The organism is Ruegeria sp. AJ12 (assembly GCF_056536245.1).
Map to the genome: position 1 here is coordinate 3,248,204 of NZ_JBQFJJ010000001.1, position 23,462 is coordinate 3,271,665.

The following is a 23,462-nucleotide window of genomic DNA, read 5'->3' on the forward strand; positions in this document are numbered from 1 at the left end:
TCCTGTCGCCTGCGTCCTAATATCCCGTCGCGCAGCATCCTTGGCCATGGCGCGCACTAATGCAACCAATTCCGGGTTCAAGAATGTCTGGCGAATTGACACTTGCTAAACCCTCAATCCAGATACTTGAATTCAATGCGGTTGACGGTCTTGGTCGGGTGGCAGCGATGGTGGCGCACCAGAAAGTCCACGAATTGCCATGGCTGCCAATTGGGGAAGCCTTCGCGGATCACGTCAGCCTGCGTGATGGCGTTCAGCGGTTCGGCGCGCACGGATACGACTTCGATCAGGCACAGCCGTTCCACCTTTTCGCCCTTGCGCAGCCCCATGGATTTCTTGACGCCGATGAGCCGGTCGCCGGGTTTTAGGAACCACCAGCCGAACCGGCGCGTGACATCCTTGGTGCGGTCCTGCACCTGCTGGGTGGTCATGGCGAAAGAGATATTGCGGGGCATGGTTAAGCGGGTTCCCAGCAATCGAAATCAGCTTCAGCGCAAGCCTCTGGCCCATCATCGCGATAGTCTTTGTCCTCATAGTATGAAGGCGCTACTTCGCGGGCATATTCTTCGACGGACGATCCATCCGCGAATTCTCGTCCCCCGATTGCAATGAGCGCTATTGTGAATTCTTCAATGAACTTTTCGCGCTCTTCGGCTACTCCGGTCATGTCTTGGGCCTTTCGTTCAGAGGGTGATGTGGCAGCCGATCTTGTCGGACGTGCGGTTGAACTTATGAGCGACAGCGGCGGCAAGGTTGATGCCCTGCGATTGCGCCAGAAGGTCCAGATAGATGAATGTGTCGGCAATCTCGTCGGCCAGCATGGCCTGTAATTGCTCTGGCGTTTCAGCGTTGCCGGTGATGCCGTCGCGCACCCTGTTAAGCTTCTTGGCGACGTTCGATGCTTCGCCCAGCTCGCCAAGTGTCGCGGTCATCCAGTCCGACAGCGACCAATCGTTGATTGGATGGTTAAACCCGTCCGTGTGCTGGCATCGTTGCAGGTTCTTTGCGCTGAATTTGTTCATGTCCATTTTAATGATCCTCTGTGGTTTTTGACTTGGGCGTTTCGTTCCATTCCCGCCCGTCCAGAATTCGACCGGCGGCTTTCTTGCCGACTCGGCGCATTTCAAGGTTGTGGGTTGGTGTCAGCTTGTCGCGCGAGTGGACAAACCGGCCATCTTTGGTGAAAGCGCCGCAATCACTGCCAAATGGGGTGTGATAGTGGACCCAGCTTTCAGGATGCCACTCGCCCCATTGCTTGAAGAAAAACGCAGTCCCAGCGGCCTGGCATTGGTCCCGCAGGCTGCGCGCCCAATCCGGGTGCATGGGTCGGGCGTTCGGGCCGCTTTCACCGCCCACGATGACCTGACCGATGCTGGGTAGGTCTTCTTCCCTGAGTGCGTATTCCTGTTCGGGGTCGCCCATGGCTGGCCACCACGAGCCTTCCAGCGGGTTGTAGTTACCCATCGGCCATTCGGGTTCGGTTTCATCCGGCCAGTTCATGGCGCGCGGGTTGAACGTAGTGAAACCCGTTAGATCGACCGGCCCCAACAGCGGTTCAGCGCTAATGAAGCGAATCGCAGCGGGGGTTGCCAGCAGCTGGGGCACACGTTCGTCCGCCCGGCGCTGATCTTCGACCGACACGCCCAGCCAGACATTCGGCAGGGGCCATTGATAGAGGCGAACGACAGGACGTCCAAAGCACGCTGCACGCTCATCGTGTTCCGGCTGTGCAGACAGGGCAACCTCAAGCCTCTGATCAATAGCCTGATCACAAACCTCATCAAAAACGCGACGTTCTGCATTTTCGACATACTCGCGCATCCGATCTGCCCGCTTGGTCAGTATCTTGAACGTGTGTTGGGGGCACAGCGCCATGACAGCGAACACCCGGTCAATCCATTCGTCCGGCATGTTTTCATGGAAGAGATCGCCCATGCTGTTGACGAAATAGTCAGTTGGCTTGCGCCGCTTGAGTGGTTCCGTCAGAGCCTTTTCCGCCAGCGTCAGCCTACCGGTGAAAACGGGCTTTCCGTTCACCAGTCTAGCAGAGTCATAATACTGAGGTGTCTTGGGGTTCTTCGACATTCGGTAGGCCGCGCGCATGGCGTAGCAGTTGGTACAGCCCGGCGATGCAAGGCTGCAGCCCACAATCGGGTTCCATGTCCGTTCGGTCCATTCGATCTTGGTGACGTTGCCCATCAGTCCATCCCCATTGCTTCTTTGTAGAGGGCCAACACCGCCTCTTCCTCGGCCACTTCATCTTTGTCGCGCTTGCGCAGGGCGATCAGCTTTTTCATGACCTTGACGTCATAGCCTCGCGCCTTGGCCTCAGCCATGACCGCTTTCTGGTCGTCCGCGATGCCCTGTTTTTCGGCTTCCAAGCGCTCATAGCGTTCGATGAACTGGCGCAGCTGATCGGCTGTGACGCGGTGCGCCTTGTCCTTGGCTGCGTCGAATTCCGGGTCCGCTTTCAGGGGCGGTTTATTGTGGCCCATTTTCCCGTTTTGTTTCTTGTCTGCCATTGGGCTGATCCTCAGTGAACTTTGCCGCCAACCGTGACGGTTTGAGCGGTGGCCACACGGCCTTTGGCGTTGGCGATTGCCTTGGGTAGCTGCCTTACCATCGCGACCTGCAGGGCCTTGCGGTGCTTGCGGGGAGTGGACGCCAACACGTTGCCCTGAACGGCCACCAGTGCGCCCGCCACAGCGTTGAGCATCGGCGCGTCAAACGACGCTGAGGTTTCGGTTATTGCCCTGTCGATTGCGTTGGTCAGCAGTTGGGTCTGCCGGTCCTGTTCGCGGCGGTATGCGTCTTTGTCGCTCATTGTGGCCTCTTAGTTTCTCGGGCTGGCGATGCGTCCTGCCCACGCATCAAAATCGGTGCGCAGGGCCTGAAATCGGGCTTGCGCCTGTTGGTCGGTTGCGAGGTCGCGACGGCTGCTGATCCGGCACACATTGCGCAGGTACTCAGCCGCAGCGCTGGCGCAGAGCTGGTCAGCCGGTACGCCGCAGCGGATTGCGGCGAAGCGCTGGAACTGCGGATCGTTGCAGAGGATGCCCGCCTGCTGTGGGCGTGGCAGATCGGCAAAGTGGGTGCGGCGAGGCTGGTAGCTCATGCAACGCGCTCCTGTAGCTTGAGGTGCCCGCAATTGGCGCTGACCAGTGCAGCTGACGCGGGCGGCGGCACGCTGTTGCCGCACATGCGGGTTTGCTCTTTCTTGGTCATGCGCTTCCCGTCTGCGCCCGTGTCGATTTCATAGGTTTCAGGGAAGCCCTGCGCCCGGAACTGTTCGCGGGGCGTCAACATGCGCATGCAGATATCGGTGATGGCGTAGGTGGTGCCGTCTATCTCAACCGTGACCAGCCCGAACCGATCCAGTGCCGTGAGGGTGTGCAGCGGTTCGTCCATGCGCGGGTCTTGTTCCGTCCCGTAGTATTTGTGCAGGAAGGCTGCAACCAGCGCGCCATGGACTGCGCCTGCGCAGATGGTCGGGTGTGGATCATCAAGTGCCCGGGCACTTCTTTCCGTCCCCTTCATGTTCATCAGGTGGGCTGCAACAATCTGCTGCTGTGCCCCGGTTGTGGTCAGGGTCGAGACTGGCGCGCTGGCCGGTCGGCCCGACAGGGCGGCATTGCGCGGCCCTGCGTTGTGCTGGGCCAGAAAGGCGGTAACCAGTGCGTGTTTACAGCCGCCAGCCACCAATGTGCCAAGCGGCTTTTCAATACCCGGCACGCGCGGCTGCTGGCCTGTTCGTTCGCCGTAGCCGGTCTGAATTAGTGTCGGAACCACCAGCGCGTTCTGATCCTTGATGCTGGCGGTGATCGTGTGCATCGGGCCAAATGCGGATCGCGATGCGCCGCTTTGCTGGGCGTAGCTGACAAAGAACGGCTCTTTCGCCTCAAGCACGTATTTCTGAACGCCACGGGCTACCCGCTTTAGCGTGTTTTCTGCCAGCGGGCGGCGTGGCGGGTGCTGGCCGTGGACCTGGCCCCAGACCTTGGCTTGTTCGGGCGTCAGAAAGATCGACGGGATCGGGATAGACCAGTCAATGATTTCAGCTGCCGTGCGCCATGGTTTGAGCTTGCCGGTGCGCACCGCCTTGCTGTTAGGATCGCCATGTGTGGGCTTGGGCCAGACAATGGGCCTGCCGTCGCGCCGGGCCACCATAAAGAACCGCTTGCGGATCGTCGGTGCCCCAAAGTCGCAAGCGCGCAGCTCGCGCCACTGGACCTTGTAACCGGCTTGGCGCAGGCGTTTAACCCACAGGTCATATGTGGTGCCTTCCAGCCATTTGATTGGCTTTCCTGCGTCGCAGATCGGCCCCCATGTGCGGAATTCCTCGACGTTTTCCAGCAGGATCACATCGGGCTTGGCTTGCTCTGCCCATTTCACCACAACCCATGCCAGATCGCGGATGTTGCGGTCGCGCGGTGCGCTGCCCTTGGCCTTGCTGAAATGCTTGCAGTCGGGGCTAGCCCATAGCAGGTCAACGTGGCGACCCTTGGTCACGGCCAGCGGTTCGACATCCCAGATGTTGCTGTCCAGATGGACGGTATCAGGGTGGTTGGCTGCATGCATGGCAAGGGCGCGCGCGTCGTGGTTGATGGCCACATCGGGGCTGATGCCAAGGGCCATTTCAATGCCCGTGCTTGCGCCACCACCACCTGCAAAGCTGTCGATGATCATGGGTCAGCCACACTCCGCTTCAAACTGCGCGCGCTTGTTTTGCTGGTAGGCCAGCACATCGATTTCGGTGCGCAGGTGGCAGTTGCCGGGTGGGCGCAGGGACACCTGTTCGACGGTCATTTCGTCGCCGAATTCCAGCACCTCGGGGTGCGACCAGATTTCCCAATAGGCCGCGCGCAGCAACTTGCTGGCGGGTGTGTCCTTTGGGATGCGGATTTCTACAGGCTTCAGCTGCCCGTCTACGCGCCGAATAAGGGCGTAGACCTGCAACCCGTCCACGGGGCCTTGATGCGCAGGTGGGCGTCCGTGAGTGCCTGTATTGCGCGGCCCCGTGGGTTTCGTCGCCCACCGATGAAATCGGGAAAAAAGACCGGAGGCGGCGAGCAGCACGCCCCCGGTGAGTTGGCCGGGCCAGCGGGCACCGGCGTGGGAGATAGGGTTGGTCAGCATGGGATCAGCTCGCGTATCGGTTCAGGCGGGTTGTGGGGCGCGGCGCACCGGCTGCGCCGGTGAGGCGTTCAAGGAACTGGCAGTGCCGGTTCGCGGCCTTGGTCCAGTTTCGGATCGCCTCTTCTTCGGTCGCACCGGCCCCGCTGACGCCGTGCAGGTCGATTTCCAGCAGGTGGCTGGCCCATGCGTCACCGTTGGGGGGCCGCACATAGGTGCCGCCGGTTTCCATCACCTCATTAGCGATGGCATCCTTGCGCCCTTCGGCGTCAAGGCATTCGAGGTTCAGCAGGAAGGATGTCAGGCGGTCATGCAGCTGTGCCATCATTTCGCGCCTTTCTTCAGATCGTCGAAATGCTCTTCGATGCGGGTCATCAGGACGGCAGCTACCTTCGGCGCGTTCTCAATCGCGCATTCCCGCGCCATGTGGATTTCGTTGAGCCAATGTGTCTGGGTGGCTTGCCGAACAAGCGGGACGGATTCCGCCCCGGCACCTGCTGTCAGCTCGCCTATCTTGGCGATCACAGGTGCCAGCAGTTCGGCCCATTGCTCTGGCGTGGCCCCGTTGGCCCGCGCGGACGTTTCAAGGTGGCCCAGATACTCCTGCATCTTGTCGATGCGTCCGCGATTGGTGGGGGAGAAGAAGTTGCTCATTCCGCACCCCCAGCCGCTTCGCGTTTCTTTCGATCTGCGATGATGAAATGTTGGATTGCTCGGGTGAGGCCATGGAATACGTCCGCGTCGCCTTTGCTGGCCATCAGCAGCCCGACGCCGCCTTTGGCCTCTTCCATGGTTTTGTACCAGCCCGCGCCCGGAACTGCGTGGCAGCCATCCTTGACGATGATCCAGCCCATCGAAATGTAGGAGCGCGTGGGTGCGTCCCAAAATCCCAATTCGCCGAAGTCCCGCTTTGGCTTGATGGTATAGTCGCCGATCCGGCAAGTGTTGCCGTTGCGCCAATCCTCAGCTTCGCGCGCGCTCATGTAAGCGTTCATCGCTTCGCCCCCTGTACTGCGTCGATCAGGATCAGGGGGGCTGGGCGGGTCTGGCCGATCAGGGCAGCGTGGTCGCGGACCTTGGCCCGGATGCGTACCGTGATCGGCTCTTCAGACTTGTTAGCGGGTTCAGGAAGGCCGGATGGCTGTGCCTTGATGCAACCAATGGCTGAGTTGATCTTGTCGTGCATGGTTCACCTCATCGTGACTGATGGGGTGATTATCACCTTTAAAGGTGATTTGCAACACTTTAGATGACCGACATTTGCATCACACAGATGCGTTTGCCGTCGCCGTCCTGTTTGGTTGGACCGATGCGCCGGGTTGGAAGCCCGCTTTTGGTTAGCCATCGTATATAGGCGGGCGGCATCAATGCGATCAGCCTTTCAACACCTTCCTGCCGGGCCGCAGAGGCCAAGGCCGTGGCGTTTTCGGCAAGGGCGGCGTTTCGCTGGTGACTGGTCAGGTCCGGGTTCACCGTGAATCGGGTGGCCTCCCATGTCTTGCTGCAGGTGGGTGGGGCATCAAGGATGTCTTTGGGGATGCCGTCAATACGGCCCAGAACGGCGTCGCGTATCATGTAGGACCAACCGCCACAGTCAAAATCGCAAGGGTTCATTCGAGACGCTGATATGGGCATTCCGTCTTCGTGGGTGATCACATAGATTGTGTTGGCGTTGTCGTACTGGTCCCATTCTGCAGCCGTATTGTGTGGGATAGACCAGCCGTTGTGATCGACAAAGAGCCGCTTGCGCAGCTTGAGGTGTTCCCACCATAATGGCCCATGCTGGTGAATGGTGGACCATCGGACGATAGTTGATTGCAAGTTCGCCTCCGGCGTTGAGTGGCCGGGGCGATGCTGTCACTAATTTGCGTGCTTGTCCGCTAGCTTATTGGGTGAAACGTCATTCCTGCCCGCGCGCAAATGTTAACAACAACCATAAAGCTATTCACGCCCAATTGTCGCTGAATTTGCAGCTTACGCTGTTTGATTGCGTCTTCAGAAACGTCCAATGCTTCGGCTACATTCTTAGCGCGGTAGCCGTTGGCGAACATGTAAACAAGCTGCCGTTGTGTGTCCGTGAATTGCTCAGTCTTTTTCACCAGCTGATCAAAGTGAAGATCGCGAATTTGCATTTCAGCCGCGTGCCTGGCGGCACCACTGAGCGGTTTGTCTGAAGATATGCCAGCGATACAGCGGCTGCCACCGATGGATTGGGAAACGATGATCCCATTCGTCAGGCCAAAGTCCTGTGCCGCTGTCGCAAAGGTGCTGTCAGAGGCGTTGAGCGCGGGCCAATCAAATGTTCCGAGGTGACGAACGCCGGTTGTGACCACAGGGTCTACCGTCATCCAGTCATTTGCAAAGTATTCTTCCTGCCATGACCTGTCATAGTTGGAAAACACCTCTATGGCCCCGTTCAGGAAGTTGCCAACACCAACCGCCAATCCCTTGCTGGCAATGTTAACCAAGTCACTCTGTAATATTGAAGTATCCATTTGAGACGCCCTATTTCACCTTATAAGGTGAAATTAATACGAAAGTGCTGGACAATCAAGCATAGGTTGTGAAAGGTGATTCCGGTTACGGAAAGCGGGTCAGTTTGATGTCAACAAAAAACAAGACCGCCAAGCAGCAGCTGGCGGAATTGGTCAGCGCGATGACCGATGAAGAAGCGAAGGTTTTACTTGTGCGTATTAAGAGGGCGTATGTTCGCCCTCAATCTGTTCTTTGAGGCGTTCGAGTTCCTCAGCGGCCTGTTCATCGGTCAGCTGATCAATCAAGGCATAGAGTTCATTTTTTGTATCAGAAAACGGATTGTCCGCATCCAGCACTGCAACGTTGTTAATCCCGACAACTTCGCAGATGCGTTCTAGGCTACTCCATCTAAGTGTTCGGTTTTCGCCTCTCAGAAACTTGTTCACGGTGTTGACCGCAAGATCAGCGTCACGGGCCACCTGTGCCCCGTTGTGACCACGCACTGCCATCCATGCTGCCAAGTTCCGTCTGCGTTTATCCCAGATGTCCATCGATCATATTTCATCCCTGTCCACGGCCTGATCTTTTCACCTATTGGGGTGAATTTGAACATCCCAAAAAGTTAGCTGGACAAGATCAATTAGGGTGAATATAACCCTAAAAGGTGATTTAGGCACTTTGGGGTTGTGACGTGCAGAGCGAAACATCGCATGTAGAACAGGTTATACCTGACACAGAGCCATTCCGCGACTGGCTTATAAAGATACTGCCGCTTATCGAAAGCAATGCATTCCGGCTGGCAAAAGATGCAAATGTTGCGGTCAATTCCTGTCAGAAGTTTCTTAACAAAAAGCAAGATGACTTGCGGCTGGCGACAGCGCACAGACTTTATGTCGAGGCTCAGAGTCAGGCGCAAGAAAAGGGTGTTGAACTACCTGAACTGCCTACAGCTTCCCTTGGAAGCCAAGCGGGTGGACGGGGAATCAGAGCGTGACGGGTGCGTGGGGTTTAATTGAGTGCGCCGGTCGATGCTATCGCCTCTTCCAGTGCCAATTCCGGGTTTCGCTTACAGGCGATAGTTACTGCGGCGAGTGTATCGGAAAACTCAGCATCGCTGCCTTTTGCGGCCATGTATCCCCGCACATATCCGACATGAGCAAAGAAGCGTGCTACGGTGATTGCCTTTTCACTGTCCGGCAGATTTTTAGTTCGTTCGCTGTCTCCGTAAAGGTTGTAGGTCTGGCAGTTCATTATCACGTCATCAGACTGCGCAGAACCTGCGGTCAATACCACGAAGGCCGCCAAGACGATTGTTCCCTGTTTCACCTGTTTGAACCTTTCGGTTGTCAACCAATCCCCAAGGATATGGGCGCTACTGCCCCGGATGCAACCTTGCATGGGTGCGTCACATGCTGAGGGTTGTCGCCGAAATCACCATTGATCAGGCCGCTTTGTCTGGCGTGGTGAGCGAAATAGCGCGGCGGATCGATGCTGCCCCGGTCGTGCCGGACACGGTGCTGCGCGACTATCGGGCCTTTGCTGCCCGGCCCGTCGATTTCTTTCAACTCGAAGCCGCACTGGTGCGCGGATCGGTCAGCGTCACGGCGCGACCTGATGCGCGGCTGGCGCGGCTTCTGTCTTTCTCAGGGAGTGTCGAAGAATGAACGCTTATGTCGGTCCAGTCTTGCCGGTTCATGACGTGCAGGCGAAGCGCTGCCGCACGCTCTGGTGCGCAGTGCTGTATGCCGCTTTTGTGGACGCAACAGCCCCCGGAAAAAAGGGGGATGTGGGGCAAGCGCATGCAAGGGCGTTCTTTGGCACCAAGCGCTTTTACAAAATCTGTGCGCTGGCCGGGTATGATGGCGATTACATCATGCGCGGCTACCGGTCCAAAATGGCAGAGCTGGGCGAGGCCGCGTGATGGGGATCAAGCGCAAGGTTGTCATCGGCAATTGCCATCTGATCCTTGGGGATTGCCGCGATGTGCTGCCGCTTCTGGATGAACGGGCAAAGCTTTGCTTGTCGGACCCGCCATATCGCATCACGTCCGGGGGCAACAGCACCAGCGAAATGGGCGGGTGTTTCGACAAGTCGGTTTATGACAACTCCGGCAAGCTGTTCGACGTGGTTGAATGGGTCGAAATGGCACCGCTCATTCATGATGTGCTGACCGATGATGCCAATGCCATCATCATGACGTCAGATCGGGAAGAACCCGCCGCACGCACCGCGTTTGAAGGGTGCGGGTTCGGGTTCCATCGCCTGCTGGTCTGGGACAAGATCACGGCCACGCCCAATCGGTTCTATATGCCGAACTGCGAATTCGGCATGTTTTTGTACAAGGGGCGTGCACGGCGCATCAATGACTGTTCCTGTAAGGCCCTGATCGAGTGCCCGCAAAAGGACGTGTCGCACCTATATCTGCCCGATGACGTGCCCGCCGATGAGCGGCACCCGCACGCAACCGAAAAGCCCGTGCAACTGATGACCTACTGGATGGGCAATTCGACCCATCCGGGCGATCTGGTGATCGATCCGTTCATGGGGTCGGGATCTGCCATCGTGGCAGCGGCAATATCCGGTCGCAGGGCCATCGGAATTGAGAAAGACCCGAAATGGTTTCACGTCGCCTGCGCCCGCGTGGCGGAACAGGTGGAACGCGGCCAACTCGAACTGCCGGAAATCGCGCCTGAGAGGCCCCAACAGGAGGCGTTGGCGCTGTGACGGTCCTGAAACCACATTCCGCACATGCCACGGCGGGGCATTTTGTGCCCGAGGATTTCCGCACCTTTGCCCATAAAGAGCTGGAGGCGTCGACACCATGGGATCATGGCGTTTGCTTCAATCCGGGGTGCGGGCGGGTCTTTGAGCCTGCGCGCAGCTGGCAGATTTACTGCTGCCCGGATTGTGAGAAGGCGGGCAACGCCGAATTGCGGAAATGGGGCAACCGCGCCGCCCTATCGCTGCTGATCTGGCGCATGGGCAAATACGAGCAAAACGATCAGGGCGTGTGCGATCTGACGCGCGCGGCCCGGCGTCACGTGACGCAGGTCCAGTCAGCCTGGCTGGCGGATCGGCAGGCAAGAGCGAAAGGGGTGATCCTATGATGCAGACCGAAACGCCCATCAAAGACTTGGTGGATGGCGGGCACTACTGGGCCAAGTTTAAGACGGGCAGCTGGGGCGTCTGGGAGTACAGCGCACGCAATGGCTGGCTTTGGGACAATGGCGGGGCCGGTTACGCGCCTGAACAGTTCCAGCAGATCGGCCAGCGGGTCTACACGCCGCAAGAGACGGACGCCTTTGACCGCGAGGTTGCGCGGCTGCGCGGGTGGCTGTCGGCGATTGGGATTGAAACCGCCTATTGCGCCGACACGCTGGAAGAGGCCACCGACACAATCGCCATCGTCACACAGATGGCCGATGTGGCGCTGGATGGCGATGCGGTTCCGCAGACCGGCCAGCTGGCCGTGCGTGAGCGGGACGCGGCGCGGGACGTCTTGGCGGAACGCAAGCGCCAGCAGACGGTCGAAGGGTGGACGCCCGAACATGATGACCAATACACCGATGGTCAGCTGGCCATGGCAGCCTGCGCCTATATCGAAGGCAACGCGGTCTGGTGGCCGGATGATTTCGACCCCGCCATGTTGAAGCTGGGCGACCGGCGACGCGATGTCGTCAAGGGTCTGGCGCTGGGTCTGGCAGAGCTGGAACGGATCGACCGGGCAGCCGCCAAGGCGGGCGGGGGTGCGTCATGACGGAACTGCGTATCTACGCCCGCGATCTAGACGGCACTGGTTCGATGCATGTCTGCAGCAAGGGTGATCCGGGTGCTGTGGAATTCGTTCCGATCAATGCGGTCGAAGAGGCTGTGGACAAGGCCGCCCACGAAGCAATCAAGGGCTACTTGGAAAGGACTGATCGCTTTTCCCAAGGGGTGCGCGTGGGTTTGTTCAAAATGAAAGAGGCCATGCGGCGCGCTTTGCATGAGGTAGCATCATGATCACGCAAAAACCCGTCTACTACGCTGATCAATGGATGTGCGAAATCCCCGGCGTGGCGGGCACCTTGGGCGAGGTCGCCCAACAGCTTGCCAATGGCGTCAGATGTTGGAGCGATGACGATACTTGGTTGGTTGAGCCGCAACCGGTCCCGTCACGTCACGCGGCATCATCTGTGACTTACTTTTATGTCGCGTGTCAGCGTGTCGATGACCGCTATGCAATACCAGATGATCTACCCGGCACGGTTCATGCTGTTGCCTATGGTGACGGTGACGGCTGGTCGCAGGACATGCTCATTTCTTCTTGGGCGCACGAGAACTTGTGTGACGCCGATCTGACGCAGAATAGCGATCTAAGCTGGTATTTGGACTTAGATGTGCACGGACGAAAGTTCGCGCAGATGGCATTGCGAGAGTATGGTTCCGATTCCGTCGAGTATCTGGTGTGTCGAACGCCGGAGATGCGGGGGGAACTGATCCTGACGGCTGGCCCGGAAGCGCGCTTTGAAACGCGGATTGGCGGTGCAACATGAACGCCATGACGACGATTCAGGTGGTCGATACTGACGATCTGGAAGACTACCCGATTTCGGCCAGTGACCGGCTGGACAGCCACTATTTCATCATGTGGAACCTGAAGCGCTGGCGGGGCAGTTCGTTTCGCCGAAAGTGCGACCCTGAAGTGGGCTGGTATGGGTTCCAGCTCTTCTGCATCGCACAGGACGAAACGCCTATTGGCACCCTTCCGTGCGATGATATTGAGCTGGCCGTCGAACTGAATTTGCCGTTGGAAGCGTGGAAACGACTGTGTTCCCGCACGCCGTCGCCGCTGCACAATTGGCGGCCCGTGCGCTGCGATAATGGCGAAATCAGGCTGGGGCATCCTGTTGTTGAGGAAGTCGCCAAGGAAGCCTTGAAATCGAACCGGACCAATGCGGTAAAGAAGGAAGAGCGCAGACGGGCCAAGCGCATCACGGACCTGCGCGAAATGGTCGAACGGATTGGGGCAAAGCAATTGTTGCAGAACCCGCAATTCATTGACAGGTTCAATGATTGGCTGGAAGAACGTTATGAAGGGCAGCAGCGGCGTGAAGCGCTGGTGCGTGAAGCGCTGGACCAGTTTCAGCTGGAATGTGCCCCATGACGGCCTGTTCGCGTTCAGTGATATTCTGTGACGGTTACAGAATAATCACGGAAAATCACAGAATAACCACGGAATTACACGGAAAGTCACGGTTCAAACCGTGATAATCTCGCCCGTTCCTCTTTTTTTGCGTGTTTTCTGTGACCGCTGAAAAGAGAGGATACGAAATGAAAAAAAAAGAAAATGCGGGCGCACCACAACCAACGGCACGGCAGCGGACGGGTCGGATTTTGCTTAGAAAGGGGCAAGGCACATGGACAGTGCAGAACAGGCCAGAGGCGAAAAGCAGGTAATGGAATTGTTGGTCAAACCGCTGTTGGCGCGGGGATTGGGTAAGCCAAGGGGTTTCAGCAATCAGAACGACTTTGACACGATGGTGGCCAAGACGCTTTGCCCAAAGCTGGCTTATATGACCGCGCTGAACTTGGCCGCGCTTGAAGAACAGATCGCGGCCCGGCCGGATGGCAAGAACAAGGATCAGATGCCGATCCCGAATGAGATACTGCAGCTGGCCGCCGTCATTCAGCAGCCCGGTGATGAGGCATCGCCCCTGTTGCGGGCCGTGTTCGCGGCCCAATTGGGGTCCGATGCACTGGCCGGTGATTGGGCGGCTGAGCTGCGAAGGTTCCTGCGACAGCCACCACGTCGATGGCCTGCGGGTCGCGACGTTGATCAGATCAAACGCGATGCTGTCGAGGCGCGGGGCAAGGCAGACGACATTATTGCCCGGCGTGCAGCTGGTAAGTTCGTGTCTGATCCAGAGGAACAGTGGCTTGCATCACGCGAGGCGGCGCACCGCAAATGCGAGGAAATCCGCGATCTGGCTTTGGGGGAAGCGACATGAAGCACTGGCAAACAATCGTTGTCGATCCCGAGGGCAGCGCGGCCATCAAGGACTTGCGACCGCTGCATGAGGTAAGCAGGATCGCCGCTGTGCGCGAGCTTGGGCATGTGCCGGAACAGGTGGGACCGATGGTGCCCGAAGCACCGGCGCGCGGACCAGTGCGCATGTTCGAGGCAATCGCGCTCTACCCCAAAGGCGAAACCGAATATGAGGCAAGGCCAGCTGGCTACATGGGCCGCAAGACCCTGCAGCGGGCGGATGTCTTTGACTTGATGTTCCAAAAGGCCAAAACGGCACACACGCGTGCACTGCGCCGGGCGAAGTCTGCCGGGAAGAAACCCAAGGATTGGCCCCGGTTCCAGCCGCCCCTGTCATCCGGTCAGGTGGCGATGGGTAGGTTCTATCGCGATCTTGCCGAGCGGCACGGGTGCGCAGGCGTTAAATGTTCGTCACTGGAAACCCTGTCGCAATCCAGCGGCGGCGGTGGCGAGTTCATGGATGCGGTGCTGCGGGATCGCATGTGTTTGGACAAAATGCGACGGCGCATCGGCAACGGGATCGCCAAAGAGGTTCGGCGCATCCGCCCGTCTGAAACCGGATCGCGCGCCACCATCTCTGACAGACGGCTGGTCGATATGGTGTGCTTGGATGATCAGAGCATCACGGATGTTCTGCGCGCCCATGGCTGGGTCAGGGATGGCCAGTCTGCGCAGGGCAAGCACATCAAGGCGCTGATGGCCGCGCTGCGGCAGACATTGAACCGGATGATGGGGCCAAAATTTCGCGGTGTTAGTGTCGCTCAATTCGGCGGTGGATGTTCCAGTTTGATCTGGGATGCGATTGTCGATTAAAAAATGTTGTTGACGCTAGTACGTCAGCAGACTACCAAATATGCATCATCCAGAGTTGCGCCCAACACGATCCAGTGTTTGGGCGCTTTTCATTTCCAGCGGAGTGAAGAGGATGCAGAGCGCCGGGCAAATCCCGGCAATCCAATGCGGTGCGGGTATGTGCGAGCGACCCATGCGTGCGTGGGCGGGATCTACCCGGAAGGATGATCGTGCCCGCACCGCTATCAGGAACACACGAGGGAGGGTTCCCGCTGGCCGTCAGGTCAGAACCCATTGCTATGGCTGGTAAGTCGGTTGAAACCGCAGGTAAGTGGCAGATCGCTGATCGGGATCGGCGATCCGCTGCGCATAGGAGTCAGAGCTATGCAGATCGGAACAATTGAAGGCGTCACGCGTGTGTGTGGGAAATCGCAGGGTTTCTTGGGGTTGCCGTTGCGCGACGGGACACGCCTGTGCGGCGTGGCCGGCGGCGAAGTACCCACCATGACCAGTGCTTGGTTCCCCACGCCAGAAGAGCTTGCCGCGCTGAACGCGGGTGCAGCTGTTCACGTCAGCATCGATGGCGTGATGCCTGCGCCGATGATGGTAAGCGTTGGCCCGGAACCCGATCCGGTCTGATGATGAGGCCCTACAAAGCCATTTGTCGGCTTCTGGATTTCGCGGCGGTATTCCTTCCTGCGGTTGCGCTATTTCTCGCCTTCGGCCCTTTGAGCATCGGTTCACCGAACTTCTGGATTATCGTGTGTTCGCTCATTTGGGTGCGCATTGTCGGCTCGCTGTCCGACTGGATAGATTGGGATTGTTGATCATGGCGCGCCTGTCATCGGCCAAGCCAGCGCTTAAGGCATCCGCATCCCGGTTGGGCAGAGCGCCACAGTCGGAGGCCGAACGCACCCGACACCGCGACAAGACCCAGCCTTGGCGGCCTTGGTACAAGACGCCGCGCTGGAAGCGGCTGCGACTGAAGGTTTTGCGGGCTTCGGCGGTGGACATAAGGCTGCGACCGGACTTTGTGCAGCTCGTTGAGACACTGACCCGAGATTGTGCTGAGCCTCTGTTCAAGGGACAACCATTTCTCTGGCCGGTATGTGAACAGACTGGTGCGATCCTAATTGGCAAGTTCCCAGCTCCGAACAGTCCGGTGGTTGACCACACTGTCCCGCATCGCGGCGACCCGGTTTTGTTCTGGGATGAAAGCAAACTACAGGTCGTGTCCAAGAAATACCACGACAAGGTCAAGCAGAGCCTAGAGGCCAGCGGGCAGTTCTGAACAACCTGGCCCAAATCAATCAATCCGAAACCGGGGGGGTGGTCGAAAGTCCAGAACCGCCCAGCCATGCGACCCGCGTCCCCCTCATTGGGAGAATTTTTTTCTGTGAATCCGAAATTTGACCTACTTGGCGACCCCATCCCCGACAACCACGGGAAGGCCGGAGCGAACGGTCATGTTGCGACGTCCGAAAACGTCAACAAAGTCAGGCTGTTGCTGGTGGCTGGTCGGGACAAAAAAGATATTGCAGCTGAGCTGGGTATCTCAGTTCCGACTTTGACCAAGCATTATTTTCGTTCGGGTGCGAAGGGCGTCAAAGAGGCACGGGCAAAAGCACTGGCGGATGAGCGGGCCAAGAACCTGTTGCGTCTGGACGCGGCAGCAAAGAGCGGCAACGTTTCGGCGATCAAGGAACTGCGGTCCATTCTGGAAGCCGAAGCTATCAAGGACCGCGCGCGTGACGTTGCCGGGGATTCGGAAAGCGACAAACCGAAACCCGCACAGCCAGCTGCACGCGGCAAGAAAGAGCAACAGGTGTCAGCTGCGCAGGAGACCATCGCGCAGGACGATTTGCTTAATCCGAGGCTGCATTAGTGGCCAAGGATATCGCAGAACCGTTTGACGATTGGGATACGGCGGTTCCCGATTGGGCCGAACGGATCAAGGCCGGGCGTTCGCTGATCCCCGATCTGCCTTTGCACGATGCCTACGCCGACAAGGCGTTGAGGATATTCAAATCGCTTCGCGCGCCCGATCTTGATGGGTTTCCGACCTATGGCGAGATTTGCGACGAATGGGTCTTTGATTTGGTCCGGGTCATTTTCGGCAGCTATGACCCCGAGCTGAAGAAGCGCTACCTTCGGGAATTCTTCTTGATGATCCCGAAGAAGAACGGAAAGACAGCCATTGCTGCTGCGATCATTGTAACGGCCTGTATTCTGAACATCAGCCCTGCAGCTCAGTTCATTCTGATCGCACCTTCGATTGAATTGGCCAATAACGCCTTTGATCAGGCTTGCGGCATCATTACCCGTACCGAGCGCATCACGGACTTGTTTTCGGAGCCGAAGGACTCGAAGCGGGAAATCAAGAACCTGAATCCTGACATCCCGTCCAAGATCAAAATCAAGGCTGCGGACGCGGATATCGTGACCGGGTTGAAGAACGCCACGATCCTTGTCGATGAAACCCACGTTTTTGCATCGAAGCCATCGGCAAAGGGAGTGTTTCGCGAAATCCGAGGGGCGCTGTCGCACCCTTCAAACAAGCATTTCCTTTTGCAGATCACGACGCAGTCGAAAAAGCCGCCAGTCGGGATTTTCAGAAGTGAAGTGACCACCGCGCGCCGTGTTCGGGATGGCAAAATCAAGCGTCCGATGCTGGCGCTGATTTACGAACTGCCGCATGCCATGGCCAAAGATGGCGGCTGGAAAAACGAAGATACCTGGCCGCTCGTTAACCCGCATCTGGGTCGCAGTGTGGACTATGCTTTTTTGCACGATGCGGTCACCACAGCAGAGGATGAAGGCGCAGAGTCGCTGGCCGAAGTTGCCAGCCAGCATTTCAATGTCGAGATCGGAACCGCGCAGGGCGATGATGGCTGGCGGGCGCAGGGTTACTGGGACAAAGCCGTTGAACCCACGCTGACGCTGGATGAGTTGATCCGGCGTTCCGAGGTTATCACGGTGGGTGCTGACGGTGGCGGTGATGACGATCTGTGCGGCGCGGTTGTCCTAGGAAAAGAGATCGACACGGGCGCATGGCTGGCATGGTGCAAGGCATGGTGCCAGCCCGAGGTGCTAAAGCTGCGCAAGTCCATTGCCCCGGCTTTGGAGACTTTCGAAAAAGACGGGGATCTGGTGATCTGCGAAACGGCGTTCCAGCACGTTGACGACATTGTCGAGCTGGTCACGATGCTGAAGGCAACGGGGAAGTTGCCAGAGGCTGAGGCAGTGGGCCTTGACGTGGCCGGGTTGCCCGAACTGCTGACCGAGTTGGAGAATGCCGGGCACGAACAACCATTTGTCACCGGCGTGACGCAGGGATGGGCACTACAGACGGCGATCAAGTCGATCCCGCTGCGCCTGAAATCCAAAATCATGCGCGTTTCTCCGCAGCCGATCTTTTCTTGGTCAGTCGGTAATGCGCGGGTCGAGTTGAAGCGGTCCAATCAGTACATAACCAAGGAACTGGCCGGTGCGGCCAAAATCGATGTCGTGATCGGCTTGCTAAACGCGGCCCAGCTCATGGCTAAAAACCCTGTGCCGTCCGGTCGGGGTCTTGATGAATTTCTAGCCAATCCGGTGATGATCGCATGATCCGATTTTTGAAAGCTGCCGTCCGAGGCGTTCGGGCGGAATACACTGTTGGCACCGGCTGGATGCCGATGACGGGCGGATCGCCTTGGTTGCTGGGTGGCGTGACGTCGAAGGCGGGAACGGTGGTCAACGCCAGATCAACCATGGAACATTCGGCGGCTTGGGCCTGCGTTCGCAAAACGGCTGAAATGGTTGCTTCGATGCCCGTCTATCATTGCCGCAAGACCGCTGCCGGTGGCAAAGAACGGATGGATGACGATCTTGCCGAGATTATCACGGATTCACCGAACCGGGATCAGACCGCAGTAGAGTATTGGGAAGGCAAGATCGCCCAAACTCTGCTGCAGGGAAACGCCTATTCTGAACGGCTTTTTGTCGGCAACCGCTTGGTTGGCCTTCGCCCGCTTTTGGGTTGCACGCCAGAGCGTCAGCCGGATGGCGGGTTTCGGTACGGTGTGTTTGATCGCGGCAAGAAAGAGGTTCTGCCAGCGGACAAGGTTTTTCATTTGCGCGGCTTCGGAGCGGGCGACGGGCTGGGCATGTCGGTTGTGCGGTACGGCGCAAATTCGATAGGGGCTGCCCTGGCGGCAGACAGCACTGCCAGTTCCATTTTTTCAAACTCGGCAATGCCTGCAGGGGTTCTGTCTGCGGACCAGACGCTGAACGCAGAGCAGCGCGGTCATCTGCAGACCATGCTAGAAGCCTACACGGGGTCCAGAAAGTCCGGCAAAACCATGGTTCTGGAAGCTGGCCTGAAATGGGATCAGCTGCAAATGAACCCCGAGGATGCCCAGCTGCTGGACACGCGGCGGTTCAGCATTGAAGACATCTGCCGCTGGTTCGGTGTTCCGCCCATTGTGATCGGCCATGCCTCTGAAGGTCAGACAATGTGGGGCAGCGGCGTTGAGGCCATCCTGTTGGCCTGGCTGACCCTTGGTATCAACCCCCTGTTGGTTCGTCTCGAAAAGCGCTTGAAGAAAGACCTGATCCCTGTTGAGCGGCGTCGCAGGGAGTTCTTTGAGTATGACCGCGAAGCCATGATCCAGATGGACAGCAAAGCCAAGGGCGACCTGCTGCTGAAACTGGCTATCAGCGGCACCAATACCGCCAATGAACGCAGGGAACGGTTCAACCTGCCACGCCACGACGATCCGAACGCCGACGCGTTGCTGGCACAGGCGCAGATGACGCCACTGGAACTTCTGGGAAAGGATGACAAATGAGCAAGCGCGATCTGCCCGCAGCGACGGTGCCCACGCGGCCCGGCGTGAAATCCGACATTTCGGATGTGGTTCTGAAGCGGTGGAACCCCGATATCCGCGCCGCTGCTGATGCCAAGGATGACGCCACCATTTCGATCCTCGAACCGATTGGTGATGACTGGTACGGCAACGGCGTGACCGCTAAACGGATCGCCGCCGCGTTGCGCAGCATCGGCGAACGCGACGTCACGGTGACAATCAACTCGCCGGGCGGGGATTTCTTCGAAGGTCTGGCGATCTACAACATGCTTGCTGAGCATCCCGCAGGGGTCACGGTTAAGGTTCTCGGGCTGGCCGCGTCCGCTGCATCGGTCATCGCCATGGCGGGCGACAGTGTTCTGATCGCCCGCGCCGGATTTCTGATGATCCACAACACATGGGTATTGGCCGCAGGTGACCGGCATGCGTTCCGTGAGGTCGCGGACTGGCTTGAGCCTTTCGACAATGCCGCTGTGGATGTCTACCACGCCCGCACGGGCCTCGAGGCCAAAAGCCTTGGCGCGATGCTGGACAAGGAAACGTGGATTGCCGGTAAGGACGCCGTTGAACAAGGGTTCGCGGACGCCTTGCTGGGTGAAGAGGCTGTGAGCGGCGGGGCCAGCAACTCTATCGCTGAAAGCCCGGCAGCGGCCCAGAAAAAGATCGACATCGTATTGGCCCGCGAGGGCTTCACAAGATCAGAGCGGCGCGAACTGTACGCCGCGATGAAAGGGGGCAAGCCAAGCGCTGCCCCATCCGGCACGCCGCGCGCTGCCGTCTCAGACTTGGCGCGATCCGCGCTGGACAAACTCAAATCAATCTAAAGAGGTAAGCTTATGAATAAGCGATTGATGCCCGCCATTTCGATGGTGGCACTTGCAGCTGCGCGCCCACAGGCTGTTATTGGCCCGGTCAGCGCGGATGGTGAAACCCCCGAATCCATGCTGACGAAGGTCAGCCAGCAGCTGGAAAAGCTGGATGGCGAGATCAAACAGACGGCTGAAAAAGCGCTGAAAGAATCGAAGGCCGCTGGTGAGGTTTCGGCAGAGACCAAGGAAATGGCTGACAAGCTTTTGGTGCAGCAGACGGCGACCAACAAGGTGGTCGAGGATCTGAAAGCCTTAGTCGAAGGTCTGGACAGCAAGACGCTGGACATCGCCCAACAGATCGCCGATGGCCCGAAAAACCAACGGTCCAAGGTGATGACGCTGGGCCAAGCGGTGGTTGCTGAGGACGAGAAGCTGAAGAACTTCCAAGGCGGCACGCTGACCTTGATGGTTTCCAACGCGGTGACCACTGCTGACGGGTCTGGTGGTGGACTGATCTACCATGAGGAAGAGCGCGAGCCGGTGCGCATGCCGCGCCGTCGCCTTCTGGTGCGTTCGCTCCTGAGCCAAGCACGCATCGGTTCCGATCAGGCGCACTATCGCCGGCAGGTTTTGCGGACGGATGGAACCGGCATGGTTGCTGAGACCACGGCCAGCGGTGCGTCGGATTTCGGCTGGGAAAAAGCGGTTGAGCGCGTCAAAAAGATCGCCACGCACACCAATATCAGCGAAGAATCTCTGGCGGACGCTGACCAGCTGCAATCGGAAATCGACAGCGAACTGCGCTACCTGATCGATCTGGAAGAAGAAACCCAGATCGTGGCTGGCGACGGCACCGGCGAAAACCTGAACGGGTTGCTCACCGCAGCGCCGGACTTTGTTGCTGCTGCAGGCCTGCCTAACACCACCCGGATCGACCGGCTGCGCCTTGGTCTGCTGCAGGTCACGCTGGAAAACTACATGCCAGCGGAAATCCTGCTGAACCCGACCGATTGGGCCGGAATTGAGCTTGAGAAGGTCGGGGCCGCTGACGGGCGCTACATCTACGGCGATCCGGGCGCAGCAACGACGCCACGCCTTTGGGGCAAGGACGTAGTCGAAACCAACACCATGTCCGTGGGGGAGTGGTTGGCAGGCGACCTGGCCATGGCCGCGACCTACTATGATCGCAGCCAAACCGAAGTCATCATGTCGACCGAACATGACCAGAACTTCATCGAAGACATGGTCACGGTGAAAGCCCGCAAGCGTGTTGCGCTGGCGATCAAGCGCGCGTTGGCGATGGTCAAAGGGAACTTCACCTTCGCCTGATCGGCGGTGATTACCCTCAATCAACGGCGCTCCTAGCGGGGCGTCGTTTTTCTTAGGAGACATATCAATGTTCGTAAAAGGACTGTCGACGCGCCACACCGCTATCGGAATCTTTCGCTATGGGGTGGTCTATGAGGTCGACGAAAAAGACCACAAGGTCAGAAAGCACGTTTTGCCCTTGCTTGAAGGCGAACGCCCGGCACTTGAGAAGATATCTAAGGCCGAGGCCGAAAAGGAACGTTCTGCGCCCATGCAGTTCACGCCGAAAAGCACGGCCCCGAAATCAGGCGCGACGTCAGCGGATTTGCGCAGCGCACTGGCGACGGCTCAGAAAGCCCAGAGTGAAGCGGAAACCGATGCGGCGGACGCTGAAAAGCGGGCCGCAGAAGCCGAGGCCAAGGTCGACGCGCTGGAAGCCGAGGCAGCTAAAGTGGACCCACTGACTCAGGAGCTGGCGTCCGCTAAAAAGCGGGCTGCGGAAGCCGAGGCCAAAGTCGCCGCGTTGGATGCCGAGTTGAAAGAGACCGCAGCCAAAAAGGCCGCAAAGTGAGCCTTGTTGCTCTGGAAAAGGTCAAGTCCGGCGTACGTGCGACCGGGTTTGACCACGACGACAGCGAGCTGCAACGGCTCACTGATATGTCCGAAGCGGCCATTGGTCGTTATCTGCGGCGCGATCTGATCGCCGACTTTCCCGAAGGGTTGCCAGCCGATCTGGAAGGCGCGGTGATCGCGTTGGTTGATCTGATCTACAATGGCGATGACCAGAGAGACTACACCGATCAGAGCGCATGGCCGTTTCTTTTGAAATTCCTGCTGGCTGATCATCGGGTATTCTCATGAGCTTTCGGACGGCGAACAGATCGGGCCGCAAGGCCAGTCTGGTGCTTCAGGCTAAATCCGCTGGCGCATGGGTCGACCAGACTCAGCCGTTGCCATGCCGGATTCTGGACCTGCGCGGGGGCGAGGAAGTGATTGCCGGGCGGCTGCGGGGTGTCACAACGGTGGTTGTGCGCATCCGCGCGAGCGCTGCCCAGGGTGCGGTGACGTCTTGGCGGCTCAAGGATAAGGCGGCAAGGATCGTCTACAACATCCTGTCCGTTCAGCACACGACATGCGGCAGGTGGCTGGACTTCACCTGTCAGACCGGAACGCCTGGCTAATGCGTGCCAGTGGGTTCCGCCGGGCGCGTGCGCGTTCGCGCCGCCGTGTAGCAGCGCTGGACGCAAATGTGGCCAAGGCCATTTCTGAGACCGTTGATGATGTGCATCGCACCGGGCTGGAAAACATCGAAGCCATGACGGGCCGCAAATCCGGGCGTCTGCGGCGGTTTTACAGAAAAGCGCTGCGGGCCAAGGGTGCGCGGGGTCTGGTGGGCTACGTCAGCGCCAAGGCGCGGGATGCGGTCTTTTACGCGCGGTTCGTGCATGACGGAACCAGCCGCCAAAAGGCGCGGCCATTTCATGACAACGCGGTGCTGGAATTCATCGGCAAGCACGCCGGGCGGATGCGCGCCGCTCTTGCAAAGTCCCTGTCCGGTCGGGCCGGGCCAAGTGGTTTGGGCCGTTCAGGCGGCAGAGGTGAAAGGGGTCTTTGATGACTGTTCATAGGCGTTGGGAATTACAGCAGGCGCTGGTGGCGCGGCTGGAAGCTGAACTGGCGGGCTGGGGCCTGCCGGATGAAAACGACGATCCGACCGACATTCCGGTGGAGACGGACGTCCCTGAAACCAACCCACAGCTGTATGTGCGGCTGGATGGGTTCGCCGTTTTGCAGGGCGCTGGTGGGTCTGCCGGTCACACTGACCGGCATACCTTCCTTGCGCATGTGTTCTGCGATGACACCGCTGATTCCAGCGATGCCATCGTCGACGGCGAGGAAGAAGTCGTGCGCGTGCAATCGCTGTTGGTTGGCGCGCTCGAAGGCTGGGAACCGCTGAATGGCGCAAGCGGTATCGATCACATTTCCAGTTCCGACGCGCCAGACGATGACCCTGCCACAAAGCATGGCATCAGCAGATTCAGAGTCATGATCCAAGGAGAAATTTAG

General features: G+C 58.6%; 40 protein-coding genes. 23 read left to right on the plus strand and 17 right to left on the minus strand.

Annotated features, from left to right (window positions below):
• Nucleotides 1-113: 113 nt before the first annotated feature.
• The 16 genes from ACR3E0_RS16220 to ACR3E0_RS16295 all read right to left on the minus strand — a co-directional run bounded on the left by ACR3E0_RS16220 (nucleotide 114) and on the right by ACR3E0_RS16295 (nucleotide 8,159).
• Complete coding sequence (locus ACR3E0_RS16220) at nucleotides 114-455, minus strand: ASCH domain-containing protein (protein WP_480479857.1); 342 nt, start codon at nucleotides 453-455, stop codon at nucleotides 114-116.
• A gap of 2 nt (nucleotides 456-457) precedes the next feature.
• Nucleotides 458-667 (minus strand): hypothetical protein, encoded by a 210-nt coding sequence (locus ACR3E0_RS16225; RefSeq protein ID WP_480479858.1) that lies wholly within the window; start codon nucleotides 665-667, stop codon nucleotides 458-460.
• A gap of 16 nt (nucleotides 668-683) precedes the next feature.
• Complete coding sequence (locus tag ACR3E0_RS16230) at nucleotides 684-1,028, minus strand: MazG-like family protein (protein ID WP_480479859.1); 345 nt, start codon at nucleotides 1,026-1,028, stop codon at nucleotides 684-686.
• Between the two features lies 1 nt (nucleotide 1,029).
• Complete coding sequence (locus ACR3E0_RS16235; protein ID WP_480479860.1) at nucleotides 1,030-2,199, minus strand: phage Gp37/Gp68 family protein; 1,170 nt, start codon at nucleotides 2,197-2,199, stop codon at nucleotides 1,030-1,032.
• Entirely contained in the window at nucleotides 2,199-2,495 is a 297-nt protein-coding gene (locus ACR3E0_RS16240; protein WP_480481069.1) for a DUF2312 domain-containing protein, read from the minus strand. Before ACR3E0_RS16240 ends, ACR3E0_RS16235 begins: the two co-directional genes overlap by 1 nt.
• A gap of 38 nt (nucleotides 2,496-2,533) precedes the next feature.
• A complete protein-coding gene (locus ACR3E0_RS16245; protein ID WP_480479861.1) occupies nucleotides 2,534-2,824 on the minus strand; it encodes a hypothetical protein in 291 nt (96 codons plus the stop codon).
• A gap of 9 nt (nucleotides 2,825-2,833) precedes the next feature.
• On the minus strand, nucleotides 2,834-3,115 hold the full coding sequence (locus ACR3E0_RS16250; protein WP_480479862.1) for a hypothetical protein: 282 nt from the start codon (nucleotides 3,113-3,115) through the stop codon (nucleotides 2,834-2,836).
• Nucleotides 3,112-4,686: a DNA cytosine methyltransferase gene (locus tag ACR3E0_RS16255; RefSeq protein WP_480479863.1), complete on the minus strand. Its 1,575-nt coding sequence runs from the start codon at nucleotides 4,684-4,686 to the stop codon at nucleotides 3,112-3,114. Before ACR3E0_RS16255 ends, ACR3E0_RS16250 begins: the two co-directional genes overlap by 4 nt.
• 3 nt (nucleotides 4,687-4,689) lie before the next feature.
• Entirely contained in the window at nucleotides 4,690-5,136 is a 447-nt protein-coding gene (locus tag ACR3E0_RS16260) for a hypothetical protein (RefSeq protein ID WP_480479864.1), read from the minus strand.
• 4 nt (nucleotides 5,137-5,140) lie between these two features.
• Nucleotides 5,141-5,458: a hypothetical protein gene (locus ACR3E0_RS16265; RefSeq protein ID WP_480479865.1), complete on the minus strand. Its 318-nt coding sequence runs from the start codon at nucleotides 5,456-5,458 to the stop codon at nucleotides 5,141-5,143.
• On the minus strand, nucleotides 5,458-5,787 hold the full coding sequence (locus ACR3E0_RS16270) for a hypothetical protein (protein WP_480479866.1): 330 nt from the start codon (nucleotides 5,785-5,787) through the stop codon (nucleotides 5,458-5,460). The genes ACR3E0_RS16265 and ACR3E0_RS16270 overlap by 1 nt, the downstream gene beginning before the upstream one ends.
• A complete protein-coding gene (locus ACR3E0_RS16275) occupies nucleotides 5,784-6,128 on the minus strand; it encodes a hypothetical protein (RefSeq protein ID WP_480479867.1) in 345 nt (114 codons plus the stop codon). The genes ACR3E0_RS16270 and ACR3E0_RS16275 overlap by 4 nt, the downstream gene beginning before the upstream one ends.
• Nucleotides 6,125-6,319: a hypothetical protein gene (locus ACR3E0_RS16280; RefSeq protein WP_480479868.1), complete on the minus strand. Its 195-nt coding sequence runs from the start codon at nucleotides 6,317-6,319 to the stop codon at nucleotides 6,125-6,127. Before ACR3E0_RS16280 ends, ACR3E0_RS16275 begins: the two co-directional genes overlap by 4 nt.
• A gap of 59 nt (nucleotides 6,320-6,378) precedes the next feature.
• Nucleotides 6,379-6,954, minus strand: coding sequence for an acyl-homoserine-lactone synthase (locus ACR3E0_RS16285; protein WP_480479869.1), 576 nt, complete (start codon nucleotides 6,952-6,954; stop codon nucleotides 6,379-6,381).
• A gap of 59 nt (nucleotides 6,955-7,013) precedes the next feature.
• Nucleotides 7,014-7,628 carry an autoinducer binding domain-containing protein gene (locus ACR3E0_RS16290; protein ID WP_480479871.1) on the minus strand — a complete coding sequence of 205 codons (615 nt, stop codon included), beginning with the start codon at nucleotides 7,626-7,628 and terminating at the stop codon, nucleotides 7,014-7,016.
• 198 nt (nucleotides 7,629-7,826) lie between these two features.
• Nucleotides 7,827-8,159 (minus strand): helix-turn-helix domain-containing protein, encoded by a 333-nt coding sequence (locus tag ACR3E0_RS16295; RefSeq protein WP_480479872.1) that lies wholly within the window; start codon nucleotides 8,157-8,159, stop codon nucleotides 7,827-7,829.
• Between the two features lie 140 nt (nucleotides 8,160-8,299).
• Between ACR3E0_RS16295 and ACR3E0_RS16300 the strand changes: the two genes are divergently transcribed.
• Nucleotides 8,300-8,602 carry a hypothetical protein gene (locus tag ACR3E0_RS16300; protein WP_480479873.1) on the plus strand — a complete coding sequence of 101 codons (303 nt, stop codon included), beginning with the start codon at nucleotides 8,300-8,302 and terminating at the stop codon, nucleotides 8,600-8,602.
• Between the two features lie 14 nt (nucleotides 8,603-8,616).
• Here ACR3E0_RS16300 and ACR3E0_RS16305 read toward each other — a convergent pair whose 3' ends face one another.
• The gene (locus tag ACR3E0_RS16305) at nucleotides 8,617-8,934 is read right to left on the minus strand and encodes a hypothetical protein (protein ID WP_480479874.1); all 318 of its coding nucleotides are present in this window, start codon (nucleotides 8,932-8,934) and stop codon (nucleotides 8,617-8,619) included.
• Between the two features lie 83 nt (nucleotides 8,935-9,017).
• Here ACR3E0_RS16305 and ACR3E0_RS16310 point away from each other — a divergent pair, with 83 nt between their 5' ends.
• From ACR3E0_RS16310 to ACR3E0_RS16415, 22 genes are all read left to right on the plus strand, one after another.
• The gene (locus ACR3E0_RS16310) at nucleotides 9,018-9,272 is read left to right on the plus strand and encodes a hypothetical protein (protein ID WP_480479876.1); all 255 of its coding nucleotides are present in this window, start codon (nucleotides 9,018-9,020) and stop codon (nucleotides 9,270-9,272) included.
• Nucleotides 9,269-9,529: a hypothetical protein gene (locus tag ACR3E0_RS16315; protein ID WP_480479878.1), complete on the plus strand. Its 261-nt coding sequence runs from the start codon at nucleotides 9,269-9,271 to the stop codon at nucleotides 9,527-9,529. The genes ACR3E0_RS16310 and ACR3E0_RS16315 overlap by 4 nt, the downstream gene beginning before the upstream one ends.
• On the plus strand, nucleotides 9,529-10,332 hold the full coding sequence (locus ACR3E0_RS16320; RefSeq protein WP_480479880.1) for a DNA-methyltransferase: 804 nt from the start codon (nucleotides 9,529-9,531) through the stop codon (nucleotides 10,330-10,332). Before ACR3E0_RS16315 ends, ACR3E0_RS16320 begins: the two co-directional genes overlap by 1 nt.
• Nucleotides 10,329-10,715 (plus strand): hypothetical protein, encoded by a 387-nt coding sequence (locus ACR3E0_RS16325; protein WP_480479881.1) that lies wholly within the window; start codon nucleotides 10,329-10,331, stop codon nucleotides 10,713-10,715. Before ACR3E0_RS16320 ends, ACR3E0_RS16325 begins: the two co-directional genes overlap by 4 nt.
• Nucleotides 10,712-11,365 (plus strand): hypothetical protein, encoded by a 654-nt coding sequence (locus ACR3E0_RS16330; protein ID WP_480479882.1) that lies wholly within the window; start codon nucleotides 10,712-10,714, stop codon nucleotides 11,363-11,365. Before ACR3E0_RS16325 ends, ACR3E0_RS16330 begins: the two co-directional genes overlap by 4 nt.
• Complete coding sequence (locus ACR3E0_RS16335; RefSeq protein WP_480479883.1) at nucleotides 11,362-11,610, plus strand: hypothetical protein; 249 nt, start codon at nucleotides 11,362-11,364, stop codon at nucleotides 11,608-11,610. Before ACR3E0_RS16330 ends, ACR3E0_RS16335 begins: the two co-directional genes overlap by 4 nt.
• Complete coding sequence (locus ACR3E0_RS16340; protein ID WP_480479884.1) at nucleotides 11,607-12,143, plus strand: hypothetical protein; 537 nt, start codon at nucleotides 11,607-11,609, stop codon at nucleotides 12,141-12,143. The genes ACR3E0_RS16335 and ACR3E0_RS16340 overlap by 4 nt, the downstream gene beginning before the upstream one ends.
• 5 nt (nucleotides 12,144-12,148) lie before the next feature.
• Nucleotides 12,149-12,754, plus strand: coding sequence for a hypothetical protein (locus ACR3E0_RS16345; protein WP_480479885.1), 606 nt, complete (start codon nucleotides 12,149-12,151; stop codon nucleotides 12,752-12,754).
• A 253-nt stretch (nucleotides 12,755-13,007) separates the two neighbouring features.
• On the plus strand, nucleotides 13,008-13,598 hold the full coding sequence (locus ACR3E0_RS16350; RefSeq protein ID WP_480479886.1) for a hypothetical protein: 591 nt from the start codon (nucleotides 13,008-13,010) through the stop codon (nucleotides 13,596-13,598).
• Nucleotides 13,595-14,449, plus strand: coding sequence for a hypothetical protein (locus tag ACR3E0_RS16355; protein ID WP_480479887.1), 855 nt, complete (start codon nucleotides 13,595-13,597; stop codon nucleotides 14,447-14,449). The genes ACR3E0_RS16350 and ACR3E0_RS16355 overlap by 4 nt, the downstream gene beginning before the upstream one ends.
• Nucleotides 14,450-14,812: 363 nt before the next feature.
• On the plus strand, nucleotides 14,813-15,067 hold the full coding sequence (locus ACR3E0_RS16360) for a hypothetical protein (RefSeq protein ID WP_480479888.1): 255 nt from the start codon (nucleotides 14,813-14,815) through the stop codon (nucleotides 15,065-15,067).
• Nucleotides 15,068-15,257: 190 nt separating this feature from the next.
• On the plus strand, nucleotides 15,258-15,719 hold the full coding sequence (locus ACR3E0_RS16365; protein ID WP_480479889.1) for an HNH endonuclease: 462 nt from the start codon (nucleotides 15,258-15,260) through the stop codon (nucleotides 15,717-15,719).
• Nucleotides 15,720-15,824: 105 nt separating this feature from the next.
• A complete protein-coding gene (locus ACR3E0_RS16370; RefSeq protein WP_480479890.1) occupies nucleotides 15,825-16,313 on the plus strand; it encodes a hypothetical protein in 489 nt (162 codons plus the stop codon).
• Entirely contained in the window at nucleotides 16,313-18,037 is a 1,725-nt protein-coding gene (locus tag ACR3E0_RS16375) for a terminase large subunit domain-containing protein (protein ID WP_480479891.1), read from the plus strand. Before ACR3E0_RS16370 ends, ACR3E0_RS16375 begins: the two co-directional genes overlap by 1 nt.
• Complete coding sequence (locus ACR3E0_RS16380) at nucleotides 18,034-19,260, plus strand: phage portal protein (RefSeq protein ID WP_480479892.1); 1,227 nt, start codon at nucleotides 18,034-18,036, stop codon at nucleotides 19,258-19,260. The genes ACR3E0_RS16375 and ACR3E0_RS16380 overlap by 4 nt, the downstream gene beginning before the upstream one ends.
• Nucleotides 19,257-20,102: a head maturation protease, ClpP-related gene (locus ACR3E0_RS16385; protein ID WP_480479893.1), complete on the plus strand. Its 846-nt coding sequence runs from the start codon at nucleotides 19,257-19,259 to the stop codon at nucleotides 20,100-20,102. Before ACR3E0_RS16380 ends, ACR3E0_RS16385 begins: the two co-directional genes overlap by 4 nt.
• 12 nt (nucleotides 20,103-20,114) lie before the next feature.
• Complete coding sequence (locus ACR3E0_RS16390) at nucleotides 20,115-21,416, plus strand: phage major capsid protein (RefSeq protein WP_480479895.1); 1,302 nt, start codon at nucleotides 20,115-20,117, stop codon at nucleotides 21,414-21,416.
• A 67-nt stretch (nucleotides 21,417-21,483) separates the two neighbouring features.
• Nucleotides 21,484-21,966: a hypothetical protein gene (locus tag ACR3E0_RS16395; protein ID WP_480479897.1), complete on the plus strand. Its 483-nt coding sequence runs from the start codon at nucleotides 21,484-21,486 to the stop codon at nucleotides 21,964-21,966.
• Nucleotides 21,963-22,256 carry a phage head-tail connector protein gene (locus ACR3E0_RS16400; protein ID WP_480479899.1) on the plus strand — a complete coding sequence of 98 codons (294 nt, stop codon included), beginning with the start codon at nucleotides 21,963-21,965 and terminating at the stop codon, nucleotides 22,254-22,256. The genes ACR3E0_RS16395 and ACR3E0_RS16400 overlap by 4 nt, the downstream gene beginning before the upstream one ends.
• Nucleotides 22,253-22,576, plus strand: a complete 324-nt coding sequence (locus tag ACR3E0_RS16405) for a phage head completion protein (RefSeq protein WP_480479901.1) — start codon at nucleotides 22,253-22,255, stop codon at nucleotides 22,574-22,576. Before ACR3E0_RS16400 ends, ACR3E0_RS16405 begins: the two co-directional genes overlap by 4 nt.
• Nucleotides 22,537-23,010, plus strand: coding sequence for an HK97-gp10 family putative phage morphogenesis protein (locus ACR3E0_RS16410; protein ID WP_480479903.1), 474 nt, complete (start codon nucleotides 22,537-22,539; stop codon nucleotides 23,008-23,010). The genes ACR3E0_RS16405 and ACR3E0_RS16410 overlap by 40 nt, the downstream gene beginning before the upstream one ends.
• Complete coding sequence (locus tag ACR3E0_RS16415) at nucleotides 23,010-23,462, plus strand: hypothetical protein (RefSeq protein WP_480479905.1); 453 nt, start codon at nucleotides 23,010-23,012, stop codon at nucleotides 23,460-23,462. Before ACR3E0_RS16410 ends, ACR3E0_RS16415 begins: the two co-directional genes overlap by 1 nt.

What these genes read in the sequence shown, in the direction of transcription:
- ACR3E0_RS16220 (WP_480479857.1), bottom strand. Translation starts at nt 455, where the DNA reads ATGCCCCGCAATATCTCTTTCGCCATGACCACCCAGCAGGTGCAGGAC.
- ACR3E0_RS16225 (WP_480479858.1), bottom strand. Translation starts at nt 667, where the DNA reads ATGACCGGAGTAGCCGAAGAGCGCGAAAAGTTCATTGAAGAATTCACA.
- ACR3E0_RS16230 (WP_480479859.1), bottom strand. Translation starts at nt 1,028, where the DNA reads ATGGACATGAACAAATTCAGCGCAAAGAACCTGCAACGATGCCAGCAC.
- ACR3E0_RS16235 (WP_480479860.1), bottom strand. Translation starts at nt 2,199, where the DNA reads ATGGGCAACGTCACCAAGATCGAATGGACCGAACGGACATGGAACCCG.
- ACR3E0_RS16240 (WP_480481069.1), bottom strand. Translation starts at nt 2,495, where the DNA reads ATGGGCCACAATAAACCGCCCCTGAAAGCGGACCCGGAATTCGACGCA.
- ACR3E0_RS16245 (WP_480479861.1), bottom strand. Translation starts at nt 2,824, where the DNA reads ATGAGCGACAAAGACGCATACCGCCGCGAACAGGACCGGCAGACCCAA.
- ACR3E0_RS16250 (WP_480479862.1), bottom strand. Translation starts at nt 3,115, where the DNA reads ATGAGCTACCAGCCTCGCCGCACCCACTTTGCCGATCTGCCACGCCCA.
- ACR3E0_RS16255 (WP_480479863.1), bottom strand. Translation starts at nt 4,686, where the DNA reads ATGATCATCGACAGCTTTGCAGGTGGTGGTGGCGCAAGCACGGGCATT.
- ACR3E0_RS16260 (WP_480479864.1), bottom strand. Translation starts at nt 5,136, where the DNA reads ATGCTGACCAACCCTATCTCCCACGCCGGTGCCCGCTGGCCCGGCCAA.
- ACR3E0_RS16265 (WP_480479865.1), bottom strand. Translation starts at nt 5,458, where the DNA reads ATGGCACAGCTGCATGACCGCCTGACATCCTTCCTGCTGAACCTCGAA.
- ACR3E0_RS16270 (WP_480479866.1), bottom strand. Translation starts at nt 5,787, where the DNA reads ATGAGCAACTTCTTCTCCCCCACCAATCGCGGACGCATCGACAAGATG.
- ACR3E0_RS16275 (WP_480479867.1), bottom strand. Translation starts at nt 6,128, where the DNA reads ATGAACGCTTACATGAGCGCGCGCGAAGCTGAGGATTGGCGCAACGGC.
- ACR3E0_RS16280 (WP_480479868.1), bottom strand. Translation starts at nt 6,319, where the DNA reads ATGCACGACAAGATCAACTCAGCCATTGGTTGCATCAAGGCACAGCCA.
- ACR3E0_RS16290 (WP_480479871.1), bottom strand. Translation starts at nt 7,628, where the DNA reads ATGGATACTTCAATATTACAGAGTGACTTGGTTAACATTGCCAGCAAG.
- ACR3E0_RS16295 (WP_480479872.1), bottom strand. Translation starts at nt 8,159, where the DNA reads ATGGACATCTGGGATAAACGCAGACGGAACTTGGCAGCATGGATGGCA.
- ACR3E0_RS16310 (WP_480479876.1), top strand. Translation starts at nt 9,018, where the DNA reads ATGCTGAGGGTTGTCGCCGAAATCACCATTGATCAGGCCGCTTTGTCT.
- ACR3E0_RS16315 (WP_480479878.1), top strand. Translation starts at nt 9,269, where the DNA reads ATGAACGCTTATGTCGGTCCAGTCTTGCCGGTTCATGACGTGCAGGCG.
- ACR3E0_RS16320 (WP_480479880.1), top strand. Translation starts at nt 9,529, where the DNA reads ATGGGGATCAAGCGCAAGGTTGTCATCGGCAATTGCCATCTGATCCTT.
- ACR3E0_RS16330 (WP_480479882.1), top strand. Translation starts at nt 10,712, where the DNA reads ATGATGCAGACCGAAACGCCCATCAAAGACTTGGTGGATGGCGGGCAC.
- ACR3E0_RS16335 (WP_480479883.1), top strand. Translation starts at nt 11,362, where the DNA reads ATGACGGAACTGCGTATCTACGCCCGCGATCTAGACGGCACTGGTTCG.
- ACR3E0_RS16340 (WP_480479884.1), top strand. Translation starts at nt 11,607, where the DNA reads ATGATCACGCAAAAACCCGTCTACTACGCTGATCAATGGATGTGCGAA.
- ACR3E0_RS16345 (WP_480479885.1), top strand. Translation starts at nt 12,149, where the DNA reads ATGACGACGATTCAGGTGGTCGATACTGACGATCTGGAAGACTACCCG.
- ACR3E0_RS16350 (WP_480479886.1), top strand. Translation starts at nt 13,008, where the DNA reads ATGGACAGTGCAGAACAGGCCAGAGGCGAAAAGCAGGTAATGGAATTG.
- ACR3E0_RS16355 (WP_480479887.1), top strand. Translation starts at nt 13,595, where the DNA reads ATGAAGCACTGGCAAACAATCGTTGTCGATCCCGAGGGCAGCGCGGCC.
- ACR3E0_RS16360 (WP_480479888.1), top strand. Translation starts at nt 14,813, where the DNA reads ATGCAGATCGGAACAATTGAAGGCGTCACGCGTGTGTGTGGGAAATCG.
- ACR3E0_RS16365 (WP_480479889.1), top strand. Translation starts at nt 15,258, where the DNA reads ATGGCGCGCCTGTCATCGGCCAAGCCAGCGCTTAAGGCATCCGCATCC.
- ACR3E0_RS16380 (WP_480479892.1), top strand. Translation starts at nt 18,034, where the DNA reads ATGATCCGATTTTTGAAAGCTGCCGTCCGAGGCGTTCGGGCGGAATAC.
- ACR3E0_RS16385 (WP_480479893.1), top strand. Translation starts at nt 19,257, where the DNA reads ATGAGCAAGCGCGATCTGCCCGCAGCGACGGTGCCCACGCGGCCCGGC.
- ACR3E0_RS16390 (WP_480479895.1), top strand. Translation starts at nt 20,115, where the DNA reads ATGAATAAGCGATTGATGCCCGCCATTTCGATGGTGGCACTTGCAGCT.
- ACR3E0_RS16395 (WP_480479897.1), top strand. Translation starts at nt 21,484, where the DNA reads ATGTTCGTAAAAGGACTGTCGACGCGCCACACCGCTATCGGAATCTTT.
- ACR3E0_RS16405 (WP_480479901.1), top strand. Translation starts at nt 22,253, where the DNA reads ATGAGCTTTCGGACGGCGAACAGATCGGGCCGCAAGGCCAGTCTGGTG.
- ACR3E0_RS16415 (WP_480479905.1), top strand. Translation starts at nt 23,010, where the DNA reads ATGACTGTTCATAGGCGTTGGGAATTACAGCAGGCGCTGGTGGCGCGG.